3 protein-coding genes are annotated in these 3,958 nt (G+C 43.4%); 2 read left to right on the top strand and 1 reads right to left on the bottom strand.

Annotated features, from left to right (window positions below; translation table 11 throughout):
- On the top strand, window positions 1-1,450 hold a 1,450-nt coding region (locus SIN01_RS14200; protein WP_141306149.1), incomplete at its 5' end, for an FAD-dependent oxidoreductase.
- Window positions 1,451-1,700: 250 nt separating this feature from the next.
- Here the strand turns inward: SIN01_RS14200 and SIN01_RS14195 are convergent.
- Window positions 1,701-2,573: a LysR family transcriptional regulator gene (locus SIN01_RS14195; RefSeq protein WP_047034956.1), complete on the bottom strand. Its 873-nt coding sequence runs from the start codon at window positions 2,571-2,573 to the stop codon at window positions 1,701-1,703.
- A 149-nt stretch (window positions 2,574-2,722) separates the two neighbouring features.
- Here SIN01_RS14195 and SIN01_RS14190 point away from each other — a divergent pair, with 149 nt between their 5' ends.
- Window positions 2,723-3,757 carry a YeiH family protein gene (locus SIN01_RS14190; protein WP_141306148.1) on the top strand — a complete coding sequence of 345 codons (1,035 nt, stop codon included), beginning with the start codon at window positions 2,723-2,725 and terminating at the stop codon, window positions 3,755-3,757.
- Window positions 3,758-3,958: the final 201 nt, after the last annotated feature.

Raw genomic sequence — 3,958 nt, 5'->3', positions numbered from 1 at the left:
TTATCAGCGTTTTCGTCTGGACGTGCGGCCCGAAAGCGAAGTAACCCGTATTGATCGGGAACAAAAGAAGGTAATTATTGATCATCATGGAAAGTGTTATGATGAGACCTATGATGTGCTGATTCTCTCGACAGGCGCGCACCCGATGCGTCCACCAATTGAAGGAGTCGATCAAGCGGACAATTTGTTCACGCTGCGTGATGTTCCGGATGCTGAACGTATTGTTCAGTATCTGCAGCAGCATAAAGCAGATCGTGCGGTGATCGTTGGTGCCGGTTTTATCGGCATAGAAATGGCTGAGAATCTGGCAGAACGTGGAATTAAAGTGACGATTGTTGAACGAGAACATCAAGTCCTTCCTCCGCTTGATCCAGAAATGGCGATTATGATAGAAGATGAACTGAAAAAACACGACATTGAGGTGCTCAAAGGAAAAACCGTAACGGGCTTTGAAGAAAAAGGTGCGGTTCTTGTTCTCGATGACGGCACGCGCAAGCAGACGGATCTGACGCTATTGTCGGTCGGTGTTGTTCCAGAGTCCTCCTTAGCTGATCATGCGGGCCTGGCGCTTGGCATACGCCGCAGTATATCGGTGAATGATCAATTGCGGACCAGCGATCCAAACATCTATGCCATTGGTGATGCAATAGAGGTTGCTCAAACCGTTGGCGGCCGGTCAGCAGTCATACCGCTTGCTTCTCCGGCCAATCGGCAGGGACGCATGGTTGCCGATATTCTAAGCGGAATGAAACGCAGTTACAAGGGAACTCTGGGTACATCCATAGTGAAAGCCTTTGATTTGTCTGCAGCCGTAACTGGATTGAGTGAGAAACTATTGCAGAGATACAATATTCCCTACGAGGCGCTGCACACGAGCCCGCCGAATCATGCAACCTATTATCCAGGCAGTTTGCAGATGACCCTTAAGCTGCTTTTTGATCCTGAATCTGGAAAGGTTCTAGGTGCACAGGCGGTTGGCGAGAAGGGAATTGATAAGACCATCGATGTACTAGCCACAGCGATTCATGGACAAATGACAGTCAATGATCTGACCGAACTGGAACTAGCTTACGCTCCGCCATTTAATTCGGCAAAGGCACCGATTAATTTGATCGGCTATGCTTCAGAAAACCTGCTGGATGGTAAAGTGCAGAGTGTTCAGTGGAACGAAGTCGATCAGCTGGTAGAACATGGAGCGCTGCTTATTGATGTCCGGACGGAACAGGAATATGAGGACGGCACCATCCCGGGGGCTGTAAATATTCCATTAGACGATCTTCGCGAACGGTTAAGTGAGATTCCGAAAAATCGCGATCTAATTGTGACGTGTCGGGTGGGGCTTCGCGGTTATCTTGCAGCACGAATTCTTGCACAGAAGGGCTATTCGGTTAAGAATCTTGATGGAGGCTATAAACTGTACCATAGCGTTTTTCCGGAAAAAATAAAGTAACATCTGCAAAAAGCAACGTCAAGTTCGATTGAATTGGGAAAGATGTGCTTCGCCCTCCGATCGGCGCCATCGCTGGGGGAGGGCAACGAATCAATCCCGTCGCATTTAGCGGCCTGAGAGGATCTGTTGTACGAGAGAATAGGAGGGCACCTGTGGTGATCCAGAGGTGTCCTCCTTACTATTTTTGGTTGTCATAATCCCTATAACAAGTTGTACTCGAGAAGACAGGCACCCGACGGGCTATTTACCGCTAGTTGATCAATAAGTCAACAAGAACTTCGGTGGCCTTGGTTTGAAACGGAACATTCGGTGTTACCAGTGAAAAATGCCTGATCATTGGAAATCCATCTATTTTGGCTAACTTTAATCGTCCAAGTGCTAATTCTTTTTTGATCGTCAAATGTGAAAGCAGAGAAATGCCCAGACCGGCTTCAATCGATTCCTTAATCACTTGAGTACTTCCTAAGGTCATCTCGTTTTTTGGATAGAAATCCAATTGCTTGAAGCACTTTTGCTGCTTTTCTAGTGTTCCTGACCCTTCCTCTCTAACCAGCCACCGCTCGTGGTGCAAATCCTGAAGATTGATTGTTTTTTTTGAGAATAAAGGATGATTCGCAGCAGCAATCACAGACAGTTGATCTTGCGCGAAGGGGGTAATATTCAAACTCTCATTGGTCATTTCACCCTCTATTATGCCTACATCGATTTGGTGATGCATCATGAGGTCAATAATCTCGTTTGTATTCCTTATAGTAATATTCGGATTCAGTAAAGGATAGGATTGAAGTAGAGTTGAGATTTTATAGGGGAGTACATATTCACCGTAGGTATAACTGGCACCAATAGACAGGGTGCCGCTTACGGTATTTTTTAGATCGTCCAGAAGATTCTCCATTCGCGTATGGAGATTCAGAATATCTTTGGCATGATGATAAACGATTTCTCCCGCTTCGTTCAACCGGACATATTTATTGGTTCTTTCTAACAACTTTATATTCAACGATCGTTCCAATGAATGGATATGATTGCTTACAGCGGGCTGAGTCATATGAAGCATCTCTGCAGCCCGAGTGAAATTTTGCTGTTCAGCAACGGTAATAAAAACATAGAGTGCTTGATCCATATTAATCCGCCTTTTAAGTAACTAAAGCCCCTGATGGAAGCAATGATCATTCGCGAGAAGTTATTATAACAATAATTATAATTTATTTTACTTATCATTAAAACACTTTTATTATTGGAAACATAACATTAATAGAAGGGTTTTATCTAATGATAGAAAAAGCAACAGTAAAACGACAAGAAGAACGTTTAACAGGACGCTTTCTGGAGGGTATCGGTTTTACGCTTATTATTGCACTCATTGGTTATGGATTAGCTAAAGTTCCGGGATTTGATCATGTGGGACAGCTCGCCTGTGCAATTATAATAGCCATCATTTATCGGCAAATTTGGGGATATCCGGAAAAAATCCGCTCAGGTATTCAATTTTCTGCAAAAAGGTTGTTACGATTCGCCATTATTCTTCATGGATTAAAACTGAATATTGATGTGATTCTGCATCAGGGAGGATGGCTGCTGATCAGAGACGTCGGAACGATTGTTTTTGCAATTGTTTTAACGATTCTGATTGCAAAATTATTTAAGGCAGATGATTCGACTTTAGTTTTGTTACTGGGAATTGGAACGGGCGTCTGCGGTGCCGCCGCGATTGCAGCGACATCCTCGATCTTGAAAGCGAAAGATGAAGACACCGCAATCGGTGCAGGGATTATCGCACTGGTTGGTACCGTTTTTTCTATCACGTATACACTTATCAGACCCTTTATTCCTCTGACAGCTCTACAATACGGGATATGGTCAGGAGTCAGCTTACATGAGATTGCCCATGTTGCTTTGGCGGGTGCACCTGCTGGTCCAAATGCTCTAGCTATGGCTTTATTGGCCAAGCTTGGCCGGGTTTTCCTGCTGGTCCCGCTTAGTTTTATTCTCGTGTACTGGATGAAACATAAGGAAAAAACGAAATCTGGTTCGAAAGCAAAAATTGAATTTCCCTGGTTTCTCATCGGTTTCATTATTATGAGCTTATTTGGAAGCTACGTGCTGGGTCACGCGTTTACTGTTTCGGCAAGTATGATGAATGGAATCTCTTCCTTCACTTCTTTTATTTTGACGATGGCCATGATTGGTTTGGGACTGAATGTAAGTCTGAGGGACTTGCGAACAAAAGCATTCAAGCCATTTCTAGCAATGGTCATTACTTCTGTTCTTCTTTCAGTGATTACCTATTTCACAATATACTGGTAATATTCTTGTGTTCAATAGAATTTGCCTATTCACTCCAGGCGTTCATTATTTGACGCTTACAAATAATCCGGAATGAGGCTTTTTCAAATTCAATCACTTTTGATAAGCATTCTGATTAAATCTATTTTTTATCCAATACATAATCAGTATCAGAAAAACAATTACCATGGTAAAAATCAAACTGATCCGTTGCTGTCTGGG

Origin of the sequence: Sporolactobacillus inulinus (assembly GCF_006539285.1) — a bacterium.
Classification (GTDB): domain Bacteria; phylum Bacillota; class Bacilli; order Bacillales; family Sporolactobacillaceae; genus Sporolactobacillus; species Sporolactobacillus inulinus.
The sequence above is the reverse complement of the archived record's forward strand: the minus strand, read 5'-3'. Positions and strand labels throughout refer to the sequence as shown.